Origin of the sequence: Aerolutibacter ruishenii, assembly GCF_007830115.1 — a bacterium.
GTDB lineage: Bacteria > Pseudomonadota > Gammaproteobacteria > Xanthomonadales > Xanthomonadaceae > Aerolutibacter > Aerolutibacter ruishenii.
Window position 1 is genome coordinate 35,716 of sequence record NZ_VLKP01000012.1, and the last position, 19,709, is coordinate 55,424.

23 protein-coding genes are annotated in these 19,709 nt (G+C 68.5%); 7 read left to right on the forward strand and 16 right to left on the reverse strand.

All coding sequences use genetic code 11. The annotated features are described in order from the left end of the window. Window positions 1-45: 45 nt before the first annotated feature. The 6 genes from IP93_RS13260 to IP93_RS13285 form a co-directional block, all read right to left on the reverse strand. Window positions 46-2,037: a M2 family metallopeptidase gene (locus tag IP93_RS13260; RefSeq protein WP_144816479.1), complete on the reverse strand. Its 1,992-nt coding sequence runs from the start codon at window positions 2,035-2,037 to the stop codon at window positions 46-48. Window positions 2,038-2,174: 137 nt separating this feature from the next. Further along, window positions 2,175-2,654, reverse strand: a complete 480-nt coding sequence (locus IP93_RS13265; protein ID WP_144816481.1) for a hypothetical protein — start codon at window positions 2,652-2,654, stop codon at window positions 2,175-2,177. Between the two features lie 117 nt (window positions 2,655-2,771). Then, entirely contained in the window at window positions 2,772-3,035 is a 264-nt protein-coding gene (gene minE / locus IP93_RS13270; RefSeq protein WP_144816482.1) for a cell division topological specificity factor MinE, read from the reverse strand. A gap of 2 nt (window positions 3,036-3,037) precedes the next feature. Then, on the reverse strand, window positions 3,038-3,847 hold the full coding sequence (gene minD, locus IP93_RS13275; RefSeq protein ID WP_144816484.1) for a septum site-determining protein MinD: 810 nt from the start codon (window positions 3,845-3,847) through the stop codon (window positions 3,038-3,040). A gap of 25 nt (window positions 3,848-3,872) precedes the next feature. Further along, window positions 3,873-4,655, reverse strand: coding sequence for a septum site-determining protein MinC (gene minC / locus IP93_RS13280; protein WP_144816485.1), 783 nt, complete (start codon window positions 4,653-4,655; stop codon window positions 3,873-3,875). After that, a complete protein-coding gene (locus IP93_RS13285; RefSeq protein ID WP_144816487.1) occupies window positions 4,652-5,251 on the reverse strand; it encodes a GNAT family N-acetyltransferase in 600 nt (199 codons plus the stop codon). The genes minC and IP93_RS13285 overlap by 4 nt, the downstream gene beginning before the upstream one ends. A 173-nt stretch (window positions 5,252-5,424) precedes the next feature. Between IP93_RS13285 and IP93_RS13290 the strand changes: the two genes are divergently transcribed. The 5 genes from IP93_RS13290 (at window position 5,425) to IP93_RS13310 (ending at window position 9,668) form a co-directional block, all read left to right on the forward strand. Beyond that, window positions 5,425-6,630 carry a sensor histidine kinase gene (locus tag IP93_RS13290; protein WP_144816489.1) on the forward strand — a complete coding sequence of 402 codons (1,206 nt, stop codon included), beginning with the start codon at window positions 5,425-5,427 and terminating at the stop codon, window positions 6,628-6,630. Then, the gene (locus IP93_RS13295; RefSeq protein ID WP_144816491.1) at window positions 6,627-7,268 is read left to right on the forward strand and encodes a response regulator; all 642 of its coding nucleotides are present in this window, start codon (window positions 6,627-6,629) and stop codon (window positions 7,266-7,268) included. Before IP93_RS13290 ends, IP93_RS13295 begins: the two co-directional genes overlap by 4 nt. A gap of 141 nt (window positions 7,269-7,409) precedes the next feature. After that, a complete protein-coding gene (locus tag IP93_RS13300; protein WP_144816492.1) occupies window positions 7,410-8,474 on the forward strand; it encodes an SRPBCC family protein in 1,065 nt (354 codons plus the stop codon). A gap of 121 nt (window positions 8,475-8,595) precedes the next feature. Further along, a complete protein-coding gene (locus IP93_RS13305) occupies window positions 8,596-8,985 on the forward strand; it encodes a DUF423 domain-containing protein (protein ID WP_144816494.1) in 390 nt (129 codons plus the stop codon). 8 nt (window positions 8,986-8,993) lie between these two features. Next, complete coding sequence (locus IP93_RS13310) at window positions 8,994-9,668, forward strand: DNA-3-methyladenine glycosylase family protein (RefSeq protein ID WP_144816496.1); 675 nt, start codon at window positions 8,994-8,996, stop codon at window positions 9,666-9,668. A gap of 45 nt (window positions 9,669-9,713) precedes the next feature. Here the strand turns inward: IP93_RS13310 and IP93_RS13315 are convergent, their stop codons facing one another. The 7 genes from IP93_RS13315 to IP93_RS13345 all read right to left on the reverse strand — a co-directional run bounded on the left by IP93_RS13315 (window position 9,714) and on the right by IP93_RS13345 (window position 14,924). Beyond that, complete coding sequence (locus tag IP93_RS13315) at window positions 9,714-10,520, reverse strand: M15 family metallopeptidase (protein ID WP_144816498.1); 807 nt, start codon at window positions 10,518-10,520, stop codon at window positions 9,714-9,716. A 31-nt stretch (window positions 10,521-10,551) separates the two neighbouring features. Next, window positions 10,552-11,106, reverse strand: coding sequence for a PH domain-containing protein (locus tag IP93_RS13320; RefSeq protein ID WP_158636350.1), 555 nt, complete (start codon window positions 11,104-11,106; stop codon window positions 10,552-10,554). A 22-nt stretch (window positions 11,107-11,128) separates the two neighbouring features. Further along, window positions 11,129-12,493 (reverse strand): alpha/beta hydrolase, encoded by a 1,365-nt coding sequence (locus IP93_RS13325; protein WP_144816501.1) that lies wholly within the window; start codon window positions 12,491-12,493, stop codon window positions 11,129-11,131. 38 nt (window positions 12,494-12,531) lie between these two features. Beyond that, window positions 12,532-12,711, reverse strand: coding sequence for a DUF4177 domain-containing protein (locus IP93_RS13330; protein WP_144816503.1), 180 nt, complete (start codon window positions 12,709-12,711; stop codon window positions 12,532-12,534). After that, window positions 12,708-12,899, reverse strand: a complete 192-nt coding sequence (locus IP93_RS13335) for a type II toxin-antitoxin system antitoxin (protein ID WP_144816505.1) — start codon at window positions 12,897-12,899, stop codon at window positions 12,708-12,710. Before IP93_RS13335 ends, IP93_RS13330 begins: the two co-directional genes overlap by 4 nt. 83 nt (window positions 12,900-12,982) lie before the next feature. Beyond that, window positions 12,983-13,846: an SPFH domain-containing protein gene (locus IP93_RS13340; protein ID WP_144816507.1), complete on the reverse strand. Its 864-nt coding sequence runs from the start codon at window positions 13,844-13,846 to the stop codon at window positions 12,983-12,985. Between the two features lie 91 nt (window positions 13,847-13,937). Further along, complete coding sequence (locus tag IP93_RS13345) at window positions 13,938-14,924, reverse strand: hypothetical protein (RefSeq protein ID WP_144816509.1); 987 nt, start codon at window positions 14,922-14,924, stop codon at window positions 13,938-13,940. Window positions 14,925-15,015: 91 nt separating this feature from the next. Between IP93_RS13345 and purT the strand changes: the two genes are divergently transcribed. Together purT and IP93_RS13355 are read left to right on the forward strand one after the other, a co-directional pair. Continuing rightward, complete coding sequence (gene purT, locus IP93_RS13350) at window positions 15,016-16,215, forward strand: formate-dependent phosphoribosylglycinamide formyltransferase (protein WP_144816511.1); 1,200 nt, start codon at window positions 15,016-15,018, stop codon at window positions 16,213-16,215. A gap of 11 nt (window positions 16,216-16,226) precedes the next feature. Further along, on the forward strand, window positions 16,227-16,658 hold the full coding sequence (locus IP93_RS13355) for a hypothetical protein (RefSeq protein ID WP_144816513.1): 432 nt from the start codon (window positions 16,227-16,229) through the stop codon (window positions 16,656-16,658). Window positions 16,659-16,679: 21 nt separating this feature from the next. Here IP93_RS13355 and IP93_RS13360 read toward each other — a convergent pair whose 3' ends face one another. The 3 genes from IP93_RS13360 to IP93_RS13370 all read right to left on the reverse strand — a co-directional run bounded on the left by IP93_RS13360 (window position 16,680) and on the right by IP93_RS13370 (window position 19,508). Further along, complete coding sequence (locus tag IP93_RS13360; protein ID WP_144816515.1) at window positions 16,680-17,942, reverse strand: endonuclease/exonuclease/phosphatase family protein; 1,263 nt, start codon at window positions 17,940-17,942, stop codon at window positions 16,680-16,682. Continuing rightward, the gene (locus tag IP93_RS13365) at window positions 17,939-18,676 is read right to left on the reverse strand and encodes an arginyltransferase (protein ID WP_144816516.1); all 738 of its coding nucleotides are present in this window, start codon (window positions 18,674-18,676) and stop codon (window positions 17,939-17,941) included. Before IP93_RS13365 ends, IP93_RS13360 begins: the two co-directional genes overlap by 4 nt. A 187-nt stretch (window positions 18,677-18,863) precedes the next feature. Then, the gene (locus IP93_RS13370) at window positions 18,864-19,508 is read right to left on the reverse strand and encodes a CDGSH iron-sulfur domain-containing protein (protein ID WP_144816518.1); all 645 of its coding nucleotides are present in this window, start codon (window positions 19,506-19,508) and stop codon (window positions 18,864-18,866) included. Window positions 19,509-19,709 lie beyond the last annotated feature (201 nt).

A 19,709-nucleotide genomic window follows, 5' to 3' on the forward strand; every position in this document is an offset into this window, starting at 1 on the left:
CGGACGGCCGGCGCAGGGCCGGCCGTCCGGTACAGCGTGGGGCCCTCAGCCCTGCTTGGCGGGCGTAGCGGGCTTGGCCGGTGCGACAGCCGTCGCCGAAGCCTGCCAACCGCAGGTGCGGCCTTCGTTCTGCTGCTTCAGCCAGTCCTGCAGCGGCGCGAAGTATTCCAGCACCGCCGAGGCGTCCATCTTCTCGCCGCCGGTCAGCTCCTTCAGCGTCTTCTGCCAAGGCTGGCTGGCGCCCTTGCTCAGCATGGCCTGGAAGCGCTTGCCGGCTTCTGCGTTGCCGTAGAACGAGCACTCGTGCAGCGGGCCCTTGTAGCCCGACGCATCGCACAGCGCCTTGTAGAACTGGAACTGCAGCACGTGCGCCAGGAAGTAGCGCGTGTACGGGGTGTTGCCCGGCACGTGGTACTTGGCGCCCGGATCGAAGAAGTCCTCGCCGCGCGCGCTGGCGGGCGCCACGCCCTGGTACCTGGCCTTCAGCTCCCACCACGCCTTGTTGTAGTCGCCGGGCTTGATCGAGCCGTCGAACACGCCCCAGCGCCAACGGTCGATCATCAGGCCGAACGGCAGGAACGAGACCTTCGCCAAGGCCATGCGCATCTGTGCGTTGACCAGCGCTTCGTTGCTCTGCTGCTGCTCGCCCACCAGGCCGATGGACTGCAGGTACCTGGGCGTCATCGACAGCACGATGGTGTCGCCGATGGCCTCGTGGAAGCCGTCGTGCGCGCCCTGCTGGAATAGCGGCGGCAGGTTGTTGTAGGCCAGGTAGTAATACACGTGGCCCAGCTCGTGGTAAATGGTGGTGAAGTCTTCCTCGTTGGGCTTGATGCACATCTTGGTGCGCACGTCGCCCTTCATGTTCATGTCCCACGCGCTGGCGTGGCACACCACGTCGCGGTCACGCGGCTTGATGAACTGGGTCTTGGTCCAGTAGCTCTCCGGCAGCTTGGCCATGCCCAGCGAGGTGTAGAAGTCCTGCGCGCGCTCGGTCATGGTGCGCGCGATGTCAGCCTGCGCGGCATGCTCGATCTCGGCCAGGTCGGTCGGCGAGCGCTGGCCGGCGTTCCTGGCCAGCTCGGCGTCGTAGGCGGTGCGGTACTGCGCGGCCAACGTGCTGGTGATGTCCAGACTGCCGGCGTTGGGGTACGGCGCAAGGACGTCCCACAGGTTGCCCCAGTCCTGCTGCCACATGTTGCCCATCAGGTGCGCGGGCAGCATGCCGCCGGCCACGTGGCCCTTGTCGGCGCCGTATTTGGCGTCCAGGCGCGTGCCGGCGTAGCAGTGCAGCTGCTCGTACAGCGGCTTGACCTGGCCCCACAGCCGGTCGGTTTCCGCCGCGATCTCGGTCGGGGTCATGTCGTAGCCCGAGCGCCACATCTCGCCGGCGTCGGCAAAACCCATTTCCCTGGCGCCTTCGTTCACCAGCTCGACGAAGCGGGTGTAGTCCTTGCGCATCGGCTGGGCGATGGTGTGCCAGCCTTGCCACGCATCCAACTGCGCGGTGTAGTCGCGGCTGTTGCGCAGCACGTCTTCAAGCTCGCCCAGCTGCCGGCACTTCCTGGCCTCGCCTTCGCCGGTGCAGTAGCTGCCGGCGCCGTACATGCCCTCCATCCTGGTGGCGATCTGGGTGAGCTCGGCCAGCTTGGCCGGGTCCTTCGGGGCGGGCATCGCGGTGGCCAGCTTCAGCAGGTGGATGGCGCGCGCGGTCTCCGGCGACATCTGCTTGCCTTCGAACTTGCGCGCCTGCTCGATCCAGCTGTTGAGCTGGGTCAGGTAGCGCTCGTTGGCCTTGGCCGACAGCAGCTGGCTGTCGTCATTGATGTAGGTGGAGGACAGCCACTGTGCGGCGGTCAGCTCCGGGTACATGGCCAGGTACTCGGCGTTGACCCGGGCGATGAACTGGTCGGCGGTTTCGCCGGCCGGCGCGGTGGATGCGGCGCCGGTGGCGGGCGTGGGCTCCTTCTTGCAGCCGGCCAGGCCCAGCACGGCAGCGGTGACGCCCAGTGCGAGCAGCGTGCGGATCGGGGTCATGCGCGGGTTCCTCAGGGTGCGGGCGCGCCGGGCGCCGGTCCGCGAAGGCTAGTGGGCGCCGGGAGGCGAAGCAAGTCGCGGTGCGCCGCCGGTGCTTGTCGTGGCGTGTTGTGACGCACGCGACGTGCGCGCCGCCCTCAACCGGGTAGCACGACCCGTCGGGTATCGCGGTCGGCAAGGCCGCGCTCATGCAGCCAGTCCCACGCCAGTGCGGCGTCATCGTGGAAGTAGGCCGAGGCCGAGCCCAGCCGGAAGGTGTAGCCCCAGCCGTCCATGTCGGCGAGCACGCGCTCGCGGCCGACGCCGGGCAACGCGTCGCCCAGCAGCGCCTGCAGCACGCACACCGCATCCTCTTCCTCGATGGAGTCGGTGGCGTCGGTGTGCACCTGCGCCCGCCGCTCAGGGGGCAGCACGATCAGGTGGCAGGCCTCGTGCAGCAGCGAGTGCACCGGGGTGTCGTCGCGCGCGTACACCTGCGTGCCGATGATGCCCGCCTCGCACTCGCCCCAGTAACTGCCGGGGATGGCTTCGCCGTCCCCGACGCGATGCAGCGCCAGGCCATAGCGGGCGAGCAGGGCGGCGGGTGCCTCGAAACCGGTGTCGGCCAGGGTGAGCATGGGGGGGGGATTCGAGGGCGTGCAGTGGCGTCGGAGCGGCCCGCGAAGGCCATTGGACGGGCGATGCGAGCCGCAAGGGCGGGAGCGGTGGCCGCTGGGCCACCGCCTTGGGCCATATCAGGCCTGTGCCGCGTTTTCCGGCAGCGCCACGGAGATGTCGAGCACCTTGTTGTCGCCGTCGCCGATCAGGTCGACCTTGACCGCTTCGGCATCGACATTGACGTACTTGCGGATCACTTCCAGCAGTTCGCGCTGCAGCATCGGCAGGTAGTCCGGACTATTGCCGCGCCCGGAACGCTCGTGGGCGACGATGATGCGCAGCCGGTCCTTGGCGACCGACGCGGTCTGCTTCTTGGTGAGCAGGAAATCGAACAGACCCATCATCAACCTCCGAAGATCTTGCTGAGGAAGCCCTTCTTCTCGACCGTGACGAAGCGCATCGGGCGGTTGTCGCCCAGCAGGCGGCCCACCGCGTCGTCATACGCCTGGGCGGCGTCTGACGTGGTTTCCAGGATGACCGGCTCGCCCTTGTTGGAGGCGTTGAGCACGTCGCCGGATTCGGGGATGACGCCGATGGTCTTCAGGCCGAGGATCTCCTCGACGTCGGCGATGCTGAGCATCTCGCCGGTTTCAACGCGCTTGGGGCTGTAGCGGGTCAGCAGCAGGTGTTCCTTCACCCGGCCGCCTTCCTCGGCCTTGCGGGTCTTGGACGAAAGCAGGCCCAGGATGCGGTCGGAGTCGCGCACCGAGGACACTTCCGGATTGACCACCACCACCGCCTGGTCGGCGAAGTACATGGCCAGGAACGCGCCCTTCTCGATGCCGGCGGGCGAGTCGCACAGGATGTAGTCGAAGCCGTCGTCGGCCAGGTCCTTGAGCACCTTCTCCACGCCTTCCCTGGTCAGCGCGTCCTTGTCGCGGGTCTGCGACGCGGCCAGCACGAACAGGTTGTCGAAGCGCTTGTCCTTGATCAGCGCCTGCTTCAGCGAGGCCTCGCCGTTGACGACGTTGACGAAGTCGTACACCACGCGCCGCTCGCAGCCCATGATCAGGTCGAGGTTGCGCAGGCCCACGTCGAAATCGATGACGGCGACCTTGTGGCCGCGGCGCGCGAGGCCGCAGGCGATGCTGGCGCTGCTGGTGGTCTTGCCGACCCCGCCTTTGCCCGACGTGACTACGATGATTTCGGCCAAGTGATGTTCCTCCGATGGAGCGACGTCAATCCAACGCCGCGAGTTTGAGTTGCCCGTCTTCGAGCCAGACCTGCACGGGCTTGCCGTACAGGTCCTTGGGAATGTCTTCCAGCACCTTGTAATGCCCGGCCACGGCGACGAGTTCCGCATGGAACTCGCGGCAGAAGATACGGGCCTTCTCATTGCCTTGCGCGCCGGCCAGTGCGCGACCGCGCAGCGGGCCGTAGATGTGCACCGAGCCGTCGGCGATCACTTCCGCACCGGCACCCACCGAAGACAGCACGGTCAGGTCACGGTTGTCGGCGTAGACCTGCTGGCCCGAGCGCACCGGTGCAGCATGCATCATCCCGGGCTGGCCTGCATGGGGCGTGGCGGCCGGGCGCGCCGGTGCCGCCTCGGGCTCCGGTTCGCGCCGCGCGGGTGCGGCGGCGGGCGGTGGTGGCGTGGCGGCGTCGCCCTCGGCGCGCTCGTACTGGGCGCGGAACTTGGCCAATAGCGGCAGGCCCAGCGCTTCGGCCAGCCGTTCGGTGTCGCTGCTGCCGTAGGCGATGGCCACCGGCAGCACGCCCGCATCGCGCAGTCCGTCGATCAGGGCCTGCGCGCTCGAAGCGTTGGGGACCTGGGTCAGTCCGCCGAAATCAAGCACCACGGCCGCGCGCTGGAACAGCTTGGGCGCGCGCTGCACGCGGCTGCGCATTTCGTCCACCAGGCGCGGCACGTCCAGCGTGCGCACGCGCAGGTTGGCGATGCCCACCTGGCCGATCTTGAGTTCGCCTGCCTGTTCGTAATCGAATGCGTTTGCACTCATGGGCAGGTCCCCGTGAGCCGGCGCGCGGCGATCGGGCCGCGTGGCTGGGTGATCCAGGGCTCAAGGGGAAGGGCATCGCCGTAGGTGTCGCGCACCCAGCGGTAGCTGCACAGGGGCTTCATCAGCATGGCGGCGCGCACGCCGGCCTCTTCCATGACGTGCTGGCCGACTTCGCGGAATCCGAAACTGCCGTGGAACAGCAGCACCGGATCGCTGGCGCCGTCGAGGAACACCTCGCAGGCCATTTCCGGGTACCGCAGTTCGGCGTAGCTCTGGGCGTCGGCGTAGAACGCGCGACCCACGCCACCACCGCGGCGGCGGCTGGCCACCACGATGCGATCGATGTAGAAAAACTCGGGATATCGCTCGCGGAACCAGCGGAAGTTGCTGCTGTCGTGGTTGGCGTGGCTGCCGAAGCCGATCAGGAACCCGGCGAGGGAGCCATCGCGTTCGGCCACGCGGAAGTACTCGGCGTTCTCGTAGAGGTGGCGGAGTCTTGCGGCATCCAGCGGCAGGATCGTGGGGCCGGCGGCGTTGTTCAGTGCTAGGACGGAATCCAGCTCGTGCTCGCGCACGTCGCGGACGACGATCGACATTCCGGGCTCCAGTGTCTCGGGGGGCGGACATGACGCTGTCCGACCGCCGCGATTATCGCATGGTCGCCGACGCGGGGCGACCGCCGGTCGACTGGCCGGGCCGGGGATTCTTCCCCGTTCAGGCATGACTTTCGGGTGGCACGGGCGACCCGGGATGCCGCTACGATGCGGGCATGCTCTCCCGCCTGAACCATTCCCGACTGCTGCGTTACGCCGGTCTTTTCACCTGGGCGGTGGTGGGGCTGCCACTGCTGTCGCTGGCCCTGTACCCGGTGGAGCACGGACTGGACGGTGTCGACGAGCCCTTGTTGGGCGCGCGGATCGACTGGCAGGTCTGGGCGGCCTACCTGACGTTCGGCCTGAGTTATGCCTGGGTGACGCGGACCCTGGGTGGGCGCCGCGCGAACCGTGCCGATTACGTGCTGCTGGTGATCCTCACCATCAGCGCCGTGGCCATCAGCTATTTCAGCGCCAGCGGCCTGGGCAGCATCCTGCTGATGTTGGTGGCGTGCGTGTTGCCGTGGCTGCTGCCGTTGCGGATGGGGATCGCCTGGCTGGTCCTGAGCCAGTTCCTGGTGGTGCCCGTGTTCGTGTACCTGCTGGGCTTCCCCTGGCCGGACGCCATCATGCAGTCGGTGCTGTATGCGGGCTTCTGCGTGTTCGTGTTCATCACCAGCCTGGTGGCCCGGCAGCAGGCCGAGGCCCGCGAGGACCAGCGCCGGCTCAACGCCGAACTGCGCGCCACCCGCCTGCTGCTGGCGGAAAGCGCGCGGATCAACGAGCGCACCCGCATCTCGCGTGAGCTTCACGACCTGCTCGGCCACCATCTGACCGCCCTGAGCCTCAACCTGGAAGTGGCCGGACACCTGTCCGAAGGACGGGCCAAGGAACACGTGCAGCAGGCGCACACGCTGGCCCGGCTGCTGTTGACTGACGTCCGCGAGGCCGTCAGCACCCTGCGCGAGGGTGGTGCCATCGACCTCTCGGCCGCGCTGCGGCCGCTGGCCGAGAACGTGCCGGCGCTGGACATCCACATGGACATCGAGTCGCCGTTGACCCTGGACGACCCCGAGCGCGCGCACGTGCTGCTGCGCTGCACCCAGGAGATCATCACCAACACCGTGCGCCATTCGGGCGCCCACCACCTGTGGATCGAGGCGCGGCGCGACGACGGCTGCGTCCAGATCAAGGCCCGCGATGACGGGCGGGGCACCGACGCGCTTGTGGCGGGAAATGGCCTGCGCGGCATGCGCGAGCGTCTTGCGCAATACGGTGGCACGATCGAAATTGAAACCCGGCCCGGGGCAGGCTTCCGCCTTGACCTCCGGCTGCCGGCCTCGGCGACGCAGGTCGCCGCCTGTGAAGGAGCCAATGGATGATTCGCGTATTCCTGGTGGACGACCAGACCCTGGTGCGGCAAGGCGTGCGCTCGCTGCTGGCTCTGGACGAGGGCATCGAGGTGATCGGCGAGGCCAGCGACGGCAAGCAGGCGGTGGAACTGATTCCGCAGGCCAAGCCCGACGTGGTGCTGATGGACATGCGCATGCCCGTGATGTCGGGGCTGGAGGCGCTGCAGGCGCTGGCCCGCCTTGGGCAACTGCCACCCACGATCATCCTCACCACGTTCGATGACGATCAGCTGGTGCTGGCCGGGCTGAAGGCCGGCGCCAAGGGCTACCTGCTCAAGGATGTGTCATTGGAGCAGCTGGTGGGCGCCATCCAGGCCGTCGCCGACGGCGGTTCGCTGGTGCAGCCGGCCATGACCCAGCGGCTGCTGTCGGGGCTGGAGCACATGCGCAACGACTTCGTCAGCCTGGACCGGCCGGACCCGCTGACCGAGCGCGAAACCGAGATCCTGCGGTTGATGGCCGGTGGCTTCTCCAACAAGGAGATCGCCAATTCGCTGGGCGTGGCCGAGGGCACGATCAAGAACCATGTGTCCAACATCCTCAGCAAGCTGGGCGTACGGGACCGTACGCGGGCCGTACTGAAGGCCTTCGAACTGCAATTGGTGTAAGCGGGGCGCGGAACGGGCCATGGACACGGCCGGGCCGTTAACCGGTGCCCTGAATTGGCATCTCGCCTCGCCGCCCCGTGCTTGATACGATTGCAGGTCTGTGCCCAGCCCAGCCCGGGCAACGGCCCTGGAGAACCCTGAATGACCCGTCTGCTTGAGATTCTGATTTCGCTGGCGATCGTCGCCGCGCTGTTCCTGGTTGTCGGCATCGTGCTGCCGTCGAGCCGCCACCTTGAGCATTCGGTGGAAACCAACCGCAAGATGTCGATCGTGTTCGACACGCTCAACAGCCTGCGCCGCTTCAAGGACTGGAACCCGCTGGTGCTGCGCGACCCGGCGGTGAAGCTGTCGTTGTCCGGCCCGGAAGCGGGTGTCGGCGCGCGCCTTGATTACGAGTCGAAGGAACGCGGCATCCGCGACGGCAGCTGGACCCTGGTGGAGAGCGAGAAGAACAAGCGCATCGCCTATGACCTCGAGACCGTCGAGCCGGGCCGCAACAAGCGCATGGAGTTCCTGCTGCAGCCGACCGGCCGCAACAACCGCAACGTGCAGATCACCCAGACCTTCGACATCGATTACGGCTGGAACCTGCTGGGCCGTTACGCCGGCATGTACGTGAGCAGCAACGTTGGCGAAGACATCAAGATGGGCCTGGCCCGCCTGGACAACATGCTGGCGACGGTGCCCAACTACGATTACAACGAGCTGGCCAAGGCCGACCCGGCCGCCGCGCCGAAGCTGGCCGAGCGCCCCGCCGAGAACCTCCTTGTCGTGACCGCCGCCGTCGAGCGCAACAACGAGAAGGTTCAGTCCACCATGAACAACAACATGCAGTGGATCAAGAAGGTGATGGAGGCCAATGGTCTTGAAGCCGCCGGCCCGGTGCGCATCGTGACCAACGAGTTCGGTTCGCAGACCTATTCGTTCGACGTGGTGCAGCCGGTCCGCAAGGCCGGCGCCACCGGCAAGCTGGACATCAAGATCGAAGGCCCGGTAACCACCAATTACACCGAGCCGACCAAGATCGCCGTGACCCGCTTCAAGGGCCACATGGCCAACCTGAACCGCATCCGCGACGCGCTGCGTGGCTGGGCCATGACCCGTGGCTACGAGACCACCGAGCGTCCGTACGAGAACTGGATCGGTGGCCTGGACAAGGGCTTCACCGAGGAAGGCGAGTTCGAAGTGGTCTGGGCGGTCAAGTAAGCCCGACCTTCCGACTCCCGGAAACCGAACGCGCCGCGCACTCCGCGGCGCGTTTTGTTTTGGGCGACGAAAATGCCGTGGGCCTTGGTATCGTGATGGCTGCGGTCATGGAGCAACGGTGATGCAGACAGGTTCGGGGGCGGTACGCGCGCCGGTGCGCGTGGTGGCGGGGCGCTGGTTCGCCGCCGTTGGAGCGGTACTGGCCGCGCTGGCGGTCGGGCTGGCGGCGTATGCGTCGCATGGCGCCGACGGCGAGGCGCAGTCGCGGTTGCAGTCGGCAGCCCTGTTCCTGTTCGGGCATGGCGTGGCGCTTGCCGCGCTGGGGCCGCTTTCGGCGGGACGCGTCTGGCGCATCGTCGCGTTGGCGGGGCTGCTGTTCGGGACGTTGCTGTTCTCGGGCAGCCTGGTGATGGGCGCGCTGGCGGGATGGCCCACGGCGCTGGCACCGATGGGCGGCACGCTGATGATGGCGGGTTGGCTGGTGTGGGCGATGACGGCCGTGCGGCAGTGAGCTAGCCAATGGCGCGCTTTCCACGCGGGTTCGATACCGACGCGGCCTTCGAGCATCTGGCCAGGCGTGACCGGAAACTGGGCGCCTGGATGCGACGGATGGGGCCGATCCCGGCCGATCCGCGCTGGCGGAAGTCCTTCGATCCGGTGGATGCGCTGGCCCGCGCCATCCTCTACCAGCAGCTGAGTGGCAAGGCGGCGGCCACCATCGTGTCGCGCGTGGAGGCGGCCATCGACAGCGACCGGTTCCATTGCGACACGCTGGCGCGCTGCGACGACGCCGCGATCCGGGCCTGTGGCGTGTCGGGCAACAAACTGCTGGCGTTGCGCGACCTCGCCCGCCGGGAGGCGGACGGCGAGATCCCCGACCTGCGCCGCATGGCGTCGATGGACGACGACGCCATCATCGACGCATTGGTGCCGGTGCGTGGCATTGGCCGCTGGACGGTGGAGATGATGCTGATGTTCCGGCTGGGACGGCCGGACGTCCTGCCCGTGGATGACCTGGGCATCCGCAAGGGCGCGCAGGCGGTGGACCGTCTGGACGAGATGCTCAAGCCGAAGGCGCTGGCCGAGCGCGGGGAGAAGTGGGGGCCGTACCGGACCTATGCGAGCCTGTACCTGTGGCGCATCGCGGACGCCGCGAACGACGCCAAGGTGGCGACCAGGCGTTCGCAGGACTGAGGGCAGGCAGCGCCCGGTGGTGGCGCCTGCGCTGTGGAGGGCGCGCTACCCGTGGCCGCGCCAGGCCCAATGCCACGGCTCATAGACGATGCCGTGTGGGTTGTCGCGCGGATAACTCAAGTGGAAACCGTAGGCCCTGGCGTTGGTGCGCAACCAGGCGAATGCGGGCGTGTGCTCGAAGGACTCCTCGGCCGGTGGTTCGCCCGGCGTGGCGATGTCCAGCGCGAGGCCGGAGTGGTGTTCGCTGAAGCCCGGGGCGGCGTTGACGTTGAGGATCTCGTCCACCGACAGGCCGCGCGCCAGCTTCCGCTCGAAGATGCCAAGCTGGTAATCGTGGCTGCGGTAGCCGGAAATGGCCTCGAGCACCACGCCATCGCGCATCGCGCCATCGCGCATGTGCGACCAGGCGCGTGCCGCATCGTTGTGAAGCCAGAGCGGCCGTTGGTAGCGGTCGAAGCCGGCGAGGGCCAGCCAGTCCGGTTCGGCGACCAGCGTCAGTCTGGTGCGTTCGGCATAGCTCTCCTCGGCCAACCCCAGTTGGTCAAGCCGTTCATGCAGGCGGTCCAGCGGCAGCGCACGGACGTGCTCGAGGCCGGGCCGGCGGTGCATGACGTCCGATTCCATGGCGTCGAGGGCGGCGCCCAGGCCCGGTTCCAGACGCAGCTGCCAGACCAGCGGTTGCAGGCCCTCGGGCAGGTCGGCGGCCAGGTAGCGCCCATCGCGCTTGCGGCGCAGGACGTGGCGTGCCCGCGCGATGGCGCGCGCGTCATGGTTGCCGCGGGCCTTGAGCAGGCCGGCGGGCCAGATCTCGATGTCCGGCGTGTTGATCAGGCGTTGGGGCAGGCCGCGCATGCAGGCAGGGTAGTGCCGGGGTGGCTGCAAGTCACGCCCGCGGGCCGATGGGGGCGTTGATCCGGTGCAGGGCGTCCAGCAGCGCTTCGGGCCGTTCCAGCGACAGCAGCAGCGATTTTCCCGAGCGCGTGGGCAGCCACAGCACGCGGCGGCGCGAAGTGAGCAGGCAGAAGCCGCCACTGCGGTCACGCAGCATGAACCAGCCGGCATGGAAGCCGGGCAACGACATGCCGAACGTCTTCAGCACCGGCTTCAGTTCGGTGCGCTCGTCCAGGTCGACAATGCGCGCCCTGGCCACGTCCAGGTCGGCCGCACCCACCCGATGGCTGAACATGGCGGCCTTCACCTGCAATCCGCGCTCGTCCAACAGGACTTGCCGGCGGCCCAGGCCCCAGAAGGTGAATGCCGCCACGGCGCCCACGATCACCACGGCGAACGCGAATGCGGGCATGGCGGCGCCGCGGTCGGCGGCGGACGGGCCCAGGTGCATGGACACGGCGATGGCGATCAGCGGGATGGCCAGCAGCCCACCCAGCAGCCAGGCGGCGTGCGATGGCGGTGGAACGACAGGGAAAGCGCGGGTCATGCCTGGGCTCCGGTTGGCCGGGTCAACGTTGACGGATCCAGCCGGCGATGTCGTCGATGAGTTGGGCGTCCACATGGCCTGCGGTGAGGTATTCCTCGACCGTTCCGGGACCCTTGCCGGCGATGCCCAGGTGGTTGAGTGCGGGGTAATGGCGCAGGCGTACATTGCGCAGTTCCGACAACTGGTCGCGCCAGCGTTGCCAGTCCGCATCCACTACCTGGATGTCACGGCCGCCGTGCACGACCAGGGTGGGCCGCCTGAGCGCCAGGGCGTCGGCCACGGGGTCGATGCTTTCGAGGCTGCGCCAGTAGCTCACCGGGAGACCCATCGGCGAGTCCGCAGCCGCGACCTCGCCCGCGCCGCGCACGCGTTTTACGCGCGCACCCAGGTCGTCAAGGGCCTGCTGTTCCGTCTCGCTGACCGTTCCGTCGCCCGCCGCCAGCCGGTGGCTCTGTTCCAGCATCAGGTCGAGCACTGGGCGAGCCGGCGCCGCCATCAGCACCACGCCTGCCACCTGGCCGGACTGGCTCGCGATGCGCGGTGCCAGCATGCCGCCCAGGCTGTGGCCCAGGACGAAGACCCGGCCGCGGTCGACGCCTTCGACCGCGCGCACCGAGGCAATCGCGGCAACGGCATCGCGGGTCACTTCGTCGTCCACGTTGAAGTCGATGCCTGCAAGGTCCTGCGGCCGCACCCGCGTGCGCTTCTCGTAGCGCAACACGGCGATGCCGCGTGCGGCAAGGCCGTGGGCAATGTCCAGGAACGGCCGGTTGGGACCCATCGTTTCGTCCCTGTCTTGCGGGCCAGAGCCGTGCACCAGCACCACTGCGGGAACCGGGGCCGCAGCGGAGGCGGCGGTGGGCAGGGTGAGCGTGGCCGGCAGGGCGCGCTCACCGGAGCCGACGCTTATTTCGCGTTCGACATGGGACGTGGAGGGCACCGGTGCGGCGACCGGAGGCGGTCCGGGTTGGATCAGGAAACCGGCGATCCGGCCGCTGGCGTCGGACGTGATGCGCGCCGCCAGGTTTGCCTTTGCATAGGGCAGTGGCACGGACACGACCGTCATGTCGCCATGGGCGATGGTGGTCGGCACGCCACGCGGACCAGGCGCGCCCATGTTCTGCGAAAGCGAAACCCACACCTGCTGCAGCTTGTCTGCGGGGACGGCGGCGCGCATCTCGGGAGAGAACAGGGATTCGGCCTCGGCGAACCGGCCAGCATCGAGATGGTCGAGCAGCTTGATGGCCAGCGCGACGGCGCCTTGGTCCGGGGCGGCGGCCACTGGCGCGGCCGCCGCCGGGGAAGGACCGGCGAGGCCGGGTTGTGGCGCGCCCGCGCCCAGCAATGCAAGCAGCGCGGGAAGCAGCAGCGATGAAGTTCGGGACATAACGTTTCCTTGTCGTGGGCCGGTGCTGCCGTCCGCAGTCAGGCCGGTTGCTTGAAGAACAGCCGTGCGTAGTCGGTCAGGGTGGGCACCTGCACCACGCTGACCAGTTCCCAGCCCTCCGCGCCCAGCCGGTCGAGTTCGGCCTGCAGCCGCTCGGGCATGGTTTCGAACATGCGCGGCGGCAAGTCGACCACGTGGTATTGCCAGCGTTGGTTCATGGGGTGTCCTCCTCCTGCTCGGGTGTCGGGTGGGTGGGGCCGGGCAGTCGCCCGGCCTTGCGCAGCGCGTCGCGAAGCACGTACTCGATCTGTGCGTTGAGGCTGCGCAGTTCGTCATCGGCCCAGCGCTGCGCCGCCGCGAGGATGTCGGCGTTGATGCGCAGCGGGTAGGCTTTCTTCTCGGCCATGTCAGTCCCGGCGACGGCGTGCCACGCCCACGCCAATGGTGGCGGTCAGTACGACCATCGGCGTGGCGATCATGGTGCGGGCCTCAATACAGCGTGCCGGCGTTGACGATGGGCTGGGTGGCGCGCTCGCCGCACAGCACCACCAGCAGGTTGCTGACCATCGCGGCCTTGCGCTCTTCGTCCAGCTGCACGGTGTTGTTTTTCTGCAGTTCGGCCAGCGCCATTTCCACCATGCCCACCGCACCGGCGACGATGCGCGTGCGCGCGGCAATGATCGCGTTGGCCTGTTGGCGCTGCAGCATGGCCTGGGCGATTTCCGGCGCGTAGGCCAGGTGGCTGATGCGTGCGTCGATGACCTGCACGCCGGCGTCGGCCAGGCGCTCGGCCAGTTCGTTGCGCAGATGGGCGCTGATCTCGGTGGCGTGGCTGCGCAGGGCCAGCTGACCTTCCTCGTGCTGGTCGTAGGGGTAGCTGGTGGCCATCGCGCGCAGCGCCGACTCGGACTGGATGTGCACGAAGCTTTCGTAGTCGTCGACGTTGTAGACGGCCTCGGCGCTGTCCACCACCTGCCACACGATGACGGCGGCGATCTCGATGGGACTGCCGTCGAGCTCGTTGACCTTGAGCTTGCCGCTCTCGAAGTTGCGCACGCGCAGGCTGACCTTGCGCTTGGAGAAGAACGGGTTGTTCCAGCGCAGGCCGTTGTCCTTGACCGTGCCCACGTACTTGCCGAACAGGCTCAGCACCGCGGCCTGGTTGGGCTCGACCATGTACAGGCCGGCCAGGCAGAAGCCGGCCAGCGTGGCCAGCCCGACGCCGATGACGAGGTGGGAGAGGCTGGTCGCCTGGGCGCCGTCGATGGCGATCCAGACACCCGCCAGCAACACGGCCAGCAGCGCCAGCAGCATGGGAATGCCGGGCAGGGAACGGATGGGATTCTCTTTCATGGCCGTGCTCCTCGAGGTTCCTCGATAGAGTGATATCAAATTGATATCAAGTCAAGTGCAGGTGGGATGGGCGAACCAGCGCCCGGGATGACTAGCGTCTGATCCGGTACAGCGGCGCCGGCACGAATTCCCCGGTGGCGTACACGCTGCGGCCGTCCTCGGCCCAGCCCATGGCTTCGGCCTGCGGCAGCCACGGAAGGAGGCGGGCCTCCGGCGTGCGCGCCACGGCGCGCCCCCAGCCCTGCCCACGCAGCGCCGGGTAGAACAGCAGGTGGCGATAGGTCATGACCGCCAGGGTGCGGCCATCGGGCGATACGTCGGCCGCCGTCACGTGGGCGTCGTAGCGGGCGCGCTGTGGGCGTTTGCGCAGGTCCTGGGGGGTGGGCTGCGGTACCCCGGCCAGATGGCCCAGCGGCCGGGCCGTCTGTATGCCCTTGTCGCGCGGGCGCAGCGGCAGCGCGAACAGTTCGGCCGGTTGGCGCTTCTTCGACACCAGCAATACCTGGCCGCGCCTGGCGTCCACCGCCACGGCTTCGCAGTCGCGGGGGCCGTCGGGCCAGCGGAAGGCGATCGACCAGGCCGGACGCAGGCGGTCGTTCTCCAACGCACGGGGCTCTTCGACCACGTGCAGTTGCAGGGTGCGGCGCAGCCCGCCGTTGTCGCCGGTGTCGGCGATGAGCAGGTAGTCGCGGCCGTCCAGGCGGAACGCGGCGATGTCCTCCCAGTCGGTCTTGCTCACGCCTTCCACGCGGTACGTCGCGCGTCGCAACCCGCGCGTGCTGACCGCGAACAGGCGCGCGGGATTGCCGCCATCGTCCAGCAGCCAAAGCGTGCCGGGGTGGCGACGCGAGGCCGCCAGGCCGCTGATTTCATCCAGTTGCGGATCCAGCAGGAAGCCGGATACGGCGGTGCGCGCGGGCGTATCCGCGGAGCGCGTGCAGGCGGCAAGGACAAGCGCGAGCAGCGCGGGCAGCAACGTCCGCCACGCCTTGCGCATGCGCGGTCGCACCGGCGATGCGGCGTACGTGGCGCCCGCCAGGGCGCGCAACCCTGCAGTCGGGACGCGGATGAATCGCATGGGCACAGCATCGCCGGGCACATGGGGCCACCGCAACCGTCGTTCCGGGAGGGGGCGGTACAATGCCGTTCCCGTCCACCGCCCTGATGCCATGACCACGATCGGTACGCCGCTGTCTTCGTCCGCCTTCCGCGTGCTGCTGTTGGGCTCCGGCGAGCTGGGCAAGGAAGTGGCGATCGAATTGCAGCGCTTTGGCGTGGAGGTCATCGCCGCCGACCGTTACGCCGACGCGCCGGCGATGCAGGTCGCGCACCGCAGCCACGTGCTGGACATGCTGGATGGCGCCGCGATCCGCGAACTGATCGCCAGGGAGCGTCCGCACCTGATCGTGCCGGAGATCGAGGCGATCCACACCGAGACGCTGGTGCAGCTGGAGCAGGAGTTCATTGGACGCGGCAGCCATTGCCGGGTGATCCCGACGGCGCGGGCGGCGCGGTTGACGATGGACCGCGAGGGCATCCGCCGGCTGGCGGCCGAGACGCTGGGCGTGCCGACCTCGCCCTACCGCTTCGTCGACACCCGGGAAGAGTACCTGGCCGCGATTGAAACCGTGGGCCTGCCGTGCGTGGTCAAGCCGGTGATGTCCTCGTCGGGCAAGGGCCAGAGCCTGGTGCGCAGCGTCGACGAGATCGATGCGGCGTGGGATTACGCGCAGACCGGGGGCCGCGCCGGTGCGGGCCGGGCCATCGTCGAGGGCTTCGTCGATTTCGATTACGAGATCACCCTGCTGACCGTGCGCCATGCCGGCGGCACCACGTTCTGTGACCCGATCGGCCACCTGCAGCGCGATGGCGACTACCGTGAAAGCTGGCAGCCGCAGCCGATGTCGGCGCTGGCGCTGCAGCGCGCGCAGGACATTTCGCGCAGGGTCACCGATGACCTGGGCGGTTGGGGCGTGTTTGGCGTGGAATTGTTCATCAAGGGCGACGAAGTGTGGTTCAGCGAGGTGTCGCCGCGCCCGCACGATACCGGGCTGGTGACGCTGGCCTCGCAGGAACTGAGCGAGTTCGCGCTGCATGCGCGCGCGATCCTGGGCTTGCCGATCCCGGTGATCCGGCACAAGGGCCCGGCCGCGTCGTGCGCGGTGCTGGCCGAAGGCTATGGCGTGCCGGTGTTCGCGGGCGTGGACCAGGCGCTGGCGCTCCCCGATACGCAACTGCGCCTGTTCGGCAAGCCCCGGGTGGAAGGTGCGCGCCGGGTGGCGGTGACGCTGGCCCTGGGCGAGGACGTGGAGCAGGCGCGTGCCATTGCGCGCGATGCCGCTGCGGCCCTGCACATCGATCTGCGCTGAGCGGAGGCGACATGGCTGAGGTAACCGGTTTTGCGGTGTTCTTCTTCCCCCAGGCGCTTGAGGCGCTGGGCGATGCCATCAAGCCTTACCTGCAGGATGGCCCGGCCGGGCCGCACATCCTGTGCAACGAGATCGACACCGGTGGCGCGCTGATCGAGATGACCATCGAGGCGCGCGACCGCGAAGGCAAGACGGTCGAGCTGCAGCTGATGGTGCCCACCAGCATGGTGCGGATGATCGTGTCCGCGCGTGGCGAAGCGGCTTTCGGCTTTGGCCCGCGCGCCGAAGCGCCGGTGCCCGCGCTGCCGCCGGTGGGACCGACGGCCGAACCGGCCGAGGCGCCACCGCAGGCGGTGCCGTCCCCGGCTACGCCGCAGGCGCCTTCGAACCCGCCGCCGTCGGGGCCGCCGGAAACGCTGGGCGACGCACCCAAGCCGGAGTGAGTCGCTCCGTGGGGCCGACCTTCAGTCGGGTATCCGGTTGAAGTCGACCCAGACCAGGTGGTGGTCGCTGGCAGCGGCGATGGCGGCATCGGGGTCGCTGCTGGCCGGCCAGAACACGCCTTCGCCCACAACGTCCAGCCCGCGCGAGGGCAACACGTAATCCAGCCGCAGCGTGCCTGCCTTGGGGCCGAAATCACCGGTATGGGTGGCGGTGTCGCCGTTGCGGGGCAAGCGGCGCTCGGCGGCCCGTTCCACGGCGCCGGCACTGCGCGGAATGCGTGTCGCCTGTACCCGGGGATGGTCGAGCAACTGGCCGATGGCGCCCGGCATGCCATCGCCATCGACCGGGTCGGCGTTGTAATCGCCCACGATCACGAACTGTGCGCTCGCCGGCAGCCCGCCACAGCGGCCGTTGTCGTCGCACAGCCAGGGCTGCGCATCACCGGATACGTACTCCCTCCACAAGCGGATCTCGTCGAAGTTGCGCGCGCCGTTGCGGTTCTCCGGGCCGTCGAACACCGGAGGGGTGGGGTGGGCGGCCAGCAGGTGCACGACGCCACCCGGCGTGCGGATCGGCACGTCCCAATGCGATTTGGACGACAGGCGCAGCTTCGACCACGTGGCGGGCGGGTACCAGGCCTGGCCGCTTCGCGGATCACGGGGTTGCAGCGCGCCGGGCATCGCGCTCCAGCGCAGGTGCTGGAAGGTGCGGACAGCGTCGCTGTCGATGGGATGACGCGACAGCACGAGCATGCCGTACTGGCCGGGGTGCAGGCCGTAGCCCCAGGCGTCGTTGCCACGTCCCCGGCCACTGCCGCCGACGGTGCCGTTGTTGTCCAGGTCCAGGCCGCTGGGCACGCCGGTGTTGACCGGGGCCAGGTAGCGGTAGGCGTAGCGCAGCGGCTCGCCGCCGGCCTGTGCCACTTCCAGGTAGCGGCGCTGGAACAACTCGGCGGCACGGTGCGCGGCGTCGTAGTCGAACTCGTTGAGCAGCACGATGTCGGGGCGCACGCGTTGCAGCACCGCCGCGATGTTGCGCGCGTTGGCGTCGCCCGCTTCCAGACGGCGGACCAGGCCGCCTTCCTCCTCGTCGTACAGCGATGTGTTGTAGGTGGCCACCCGCACGGGGACCGCCGCGCCCATCGGTTCCGTCATGCTGTTGGCCCATGCCTCCGGATTGCCTTGGATATTGACCCGTACGCATCCCGGCACCAAGGTGAGTGTTGCCAGCGCCAGCAGCCATGACAGGCCACGGCGGTCGATGCGCGATGTTGCTTGGGTCATGCCCAGTCTCCGAAATCCAGGTCGCGCCACCTGCGACCGTCGAAACCTTCGAGCGGCTGGAAGCGGCGTTTGTAGTCCATCTTGGGGTGTGTGGCGATCCAGTAGCCCAGGTACAGGTGGGTGCGGTGCTCGCGGCGCGCCCACTCCAGTTGCCTGAGGATGGCCAGCGTGCCCAGGCCGCGTTCGCGCAGGTCCGGGTCGTAGAACGTATACACCGCCGACAGTGCGGTTTCGATGACATCGGTGACGGCCACGCCCAGCAGCCGGCCGTCCTCGCGCAGTTCGATGAAGCGCCCCTCGTTCCAGCTGCCCACCAGGAACTGGTCGAACTCGAGTGCCCCGTGGGTATCCATCCCGCCGTCGGGGTGGCGTGCGCTCAGGTAACGGCGGTACAGCGCGAACTGCTCGTCCGTGCGCTCGGCGGGGCACACGCGCGACTCGACTCGCGCGTTGCGCGCCAGGCAGCGGCGCTGGCTGCGGTCGGGTGCGAAGCGGGCCACCGGGATGCGCACCGCCACGCAGGCTCGGCAGCCAGGGCAGTGCGGCCGGTAGACGATGTCGCCGGAGCGGCGGAAGCCCCAGCCCAGCGCGAAGGGGTAATGCGCCGCCATGCGCGGGTCGCGCGGATCGAAGACCAGGTCGCGGGCCACGCGGTCGGGCCAGTAGCCGCACGGATGCTCGCCGGTGTGGAACAGGCGGAGGTCGTCCGGTGGCGGCACGGGGTTGTCGCGCATGGGATGAGCATAGCGCCGTGGGCAAGTGGCGGTGTTGCCTCCTGCCGCCATGGTCCCTGATCGACCCCGCGGCTAGGCGAGCCATCGGCAATTTGCAACCCTTCGGGGGAATGGACTGTGCCAAAGGACCGCAGGACGCTGTGGCCATGGCCTGCCTTCCTCGTCCCCTTTTAGTTCACCTTTTGGTTCAAGCGCCCTCGGCCTGGAACCCCACCTTGCGATGGCTGCCGTCGCAATAGGGCTTGTTGGCCGATTGCCCGCAGCGACAGAAGAAGGTCTCGGTGACGCGGTTGACGGTGCGGCCGGTGCCGCTGACGACTTCCAGGTTGCCGACCACTTTCAGCGGGCCGTCCTTCTGCGGTTCGATTGAAAGCGTGCCGTTGCGTACGGCCAGCGCTTCGGACGGTTTCTCGGCGGGCTCGCCGGTGGCGGTGAAGCCGACTTCCTTGTGGCGGGTGTCGCAGAACGGCTTGTGCCGCGACTGCCCGCAGCGGCACAGGGTGACGCGGTAGGGCTGCCGCGGCTGGCCGGCGATCGTGCAGTCGGCGTGGAAGGCGAGCGGGCCGTTTTCGCGCACGTGCACGGTGTTCACTTCCGGTGCGTGTTCGTCGGCCACGTCGTCGATGCGCTCGAAGGTCAGCGCCCCGGATGGGCAGCTGCGTACGATGGCTTCGACCTCGGCGGCACTGGCCGCATCCGGGTGCAGCCATTCGCCCTCGACGTTGGGCACGAACACCTTCGGGTTGCCGAGCACGCAGTTGCGTGAATGCACGCAGCGCCGTGCGTCGAAGTGGATGGTGATGCGCTGCCCGCGTGCGGTTTCGATGGGCATGGCGGTGGCCTCGTGGGGACTGGCCGCAGTCTACGCCCGCAAAAAGGCGGTGCGTGTCAGGGACAATTTCCGATGTGCTTTTGGGAAAAGGGGGGCAGGTGGAAATGCGCACGGGGCGCTTTGTGACGGCCCGCCCGCCGGGACGGCCGCCGCAACGCTCAAATTGTTCCTGATACCATTTCAGGCCTAGTATTTCCGGAT

Coding starts and splice junctions, on each gene's coding strand:
- minC (WP_144816485.1), bottom strand. CDS start 4,655: ATGAGTGCAAACGCATTCGATTACGAACAGGCAGGCGAACTCAAGATC.
- IP93_RS13285 (WP_144816487.1), bottom strand. CDS start 5,251: ATGTCGATCGTCGTCCGCGACGTGCGCGAGCACGAGCTGGATTCCGTC.
- IP93_RS13335 (WP_144816505.1), bottom strand. CDS start 12,899: ATGGCCGAGAAGAAAGCCTACCCGCTGCGCATCAACGCCGACATCCTC.
- IP93_RS13365 (WP_144816516.1), bottom strand. CDS start 18,676: ATGCGCGACAACCCCGTGCCGCCACCGGACGACCTCCGCCTGTTCCAC.
- IP93_RS13260 (WP_144816479.1), bottom strand. CDS start 2,037: ATGACCCCGATCCGCACGCTGCTCGCACTGGGCGTCACCGCTGCCGTG.
- IP93_RS13330 (WP_144816503.1), bottom strand. CDS start 12,711: ATGAACCAACGCTGGCAATACCACGTGGTCGACTTGCCGCCGCGCATG.
- IP93_RS13315 (WP_144816498.1), bottom strand. CDS start 10,520: ATGCGCGGCCTGCCCCAACGCCTGATCAACACGCCGGACATCGAGATC.
- IP93_RS13340 (WP_144816507.1), bottom strand. CDS start 13,846: ATGAAAGAGAATCCCATCCGTTCCCTGCCCGGCATTCCCATGCTGCTG.
- IP93_RS13295 (WP_144816491.1), top strand. CDS start 6,627: ATGATTCGCGTATTCCTGGTGGACGACCAGACCCTGGTGCGGCAAGGC.
- IP93_RS13290 (WP_144816489.1), top strand. CDS start 5,425: ATGCTCTCCCGCCTGAACCATTCCCGACTGCTGCGTTACGCCGGTCTT.
- IP93_RS13370 (WP_144816518.1), bottom strand. CDS start 19,508: ATGCCCATCGAAACCGCACGCGGGCAGCGCATCACCATCCACTTCGAC.
- IP93_RS13325 (WP_144816501.1), bottom strand. CDS start 12,493: ATGTCCCGAACTTCATCGCTGCTGCTTCCCGCGCTGCTTGCATTGCTG.
- IP93_RS13320 (WP_158636350.1), bottom strand. CDS start 11,106: ATGACCCGCGCTTTCCCTGTCGTTCCACCGCCATCGCACGCCGCCTGG.
- purT (WP_144816511.1), top strand. CDS start 15,016: ATGACCACGATCGGTACGCCGCTGTCTTCGTCCGCCTTCCGCGTGCTG.
- IP93_RS13305 (WP_144816494.1), top strand. CDS start 8,596: ATGCAGACAGGTTCGGGGGCGGTACGCGCGCCGGTGCGCGTGGTGGCG.
- IP93_RS13355 (WP_144816513.1), top strand. CDS start 16,227: ATGGCTGAGGTAACCGGTTTTGCGGTGTTCTTCTTCCCCCAGGCGCTT.
- IP93_RS13300 (WP_144816492.1), top strand. CDS start 7,410: ATGACCCGTCTGCTTGAGATTCTGATTTCGCTGGCGATCGTCGCCGCG.
- IP93_RS13265 (WP_144816481.1), bottom strand. CDS start 2,654: ATGCTCACCCTGGCCGACACCGGTTTCGAGGCACCCGCCGCCCTGCTC.
- minE (WP_144816482.1), bottom strand. CDS start 3,035: ATGGGTCTGTTCGATTTCCTGCTCACCAAGAAGCAGACCGCGTCGGTC.
- IP93_RS13310 (WP_144816496.1), top strand. CDS start 8,994: ATGGCGCGCTTTCCACGCGGGTTCGATACCGACGCGGCCTTCGAGCAT.
- IP93_RS13360 (WP_144816515.1), bottom strand. CDS start 17,942: ATGACCCAAGCAACATCGCGCATCGACCGCCGTGGCCTGTCATGGCTG.
- IP93_RS13345 (WP_144816509.1), bottom strand. CDS start 14,924: ATGCGATTCATCCGCGTCCCGACTGCAGGGTTGCGCGCCCTGGCGGGC.